General features: G+C 43.5%; 1 protein-coding gene. It reads left to right on the top strand.

Annotated elements, in window-relative coordinates; all coding sequences use genetic code 11:
• A partial coding sequence (locus tag EDM52_RS23320) for an IS3 family transposase (RefSeq protein ID WP_183185325.1) occupies positions 1-919 on the top strand: 919 nt, incomplete at both ends.

Genomic DNA, 919 nt, shown 5'->3' with positions numbered 1-919 from the left:
TAAAAAAGGTGAACCCAGCTTATCGGACAAAATGGAAATAGCCGACAAGTGGATACAGCTGGGATATAAAGCCAAAATGGTGCTACGTATTGTCGGCATCCTGGAAGCAACCTACTATTACCGAAAAAACAAAGCCTCCCAAAAACCTCGTGTCTACCACGGAGGGCGGCCAATACCCGGTTATTCTTTGTCAAAGGACGGACAACCTGTCTCTGACGAACAAATCAAAGAATGGCTATCCGAACTGATTGCCGATGAAGAAGCTGCTTATGGATATCGAAAGCTTACTGTCTGTCTACGACGAGACCACCAACTGATTATCAACAAGAAAAAGGTATACCGCTTGTTGAAAGAAGAAAAACTCTTACAACCACAACGACAAAAGAAAAACAAGCATCCTCGTAAGCTTGCGAATAACCGCGAGATTACAGCTCCGAATCAACTGTGGGAGATGGATGTAAAATACGGCTTTATTGCAGGTGAACATCGTTTCTTTTTCCTGATGAGTCTCATCGACGTCTATGATCGAGCCATTGTGGACTATCATATTGGCCTGTCATGTGAAGGAAAACATGCTGCTCAGGTTCTTCAACGTGCTTTGTGGAAACGGCAACAATTCGAACATGAAGATCGCCCTGTTATCCGCACGGATAACGGTCCACAGTTTATTAGCCATGCGTTTGAAGGAGCCTGTCAGCTTTTCCGAACGGTGCATGAACGAATTCCTCCAAAGACACCGAATAAAAATGCTCACATCGAGTCATTTCACAGTGTTTTGGAGAAAGAATGTTTGCAACGAAATGAATTTCAGAACTATCAAGAAGCCTATGAATCCGTAACAAACTATCTGCTCTTTTACAACCAACGCCGGATTCATGGCAGTTTGTACGACTTATCACCCGTAGAATTTGGTGAAGCT

Source organism: Brevibacillus invocatus (assembly GCF_003710915.1).
Taxonomy (GTDB): domain Bacteria; phylum Bacillota; class Bacilli; order Brevibacillales; family Brevibacillaceae; genus Brevibacillus; species Brevibacillus invocatus.
This window is presented reverse-complemented; position numbering and strand designations above follow the sequence as displayed.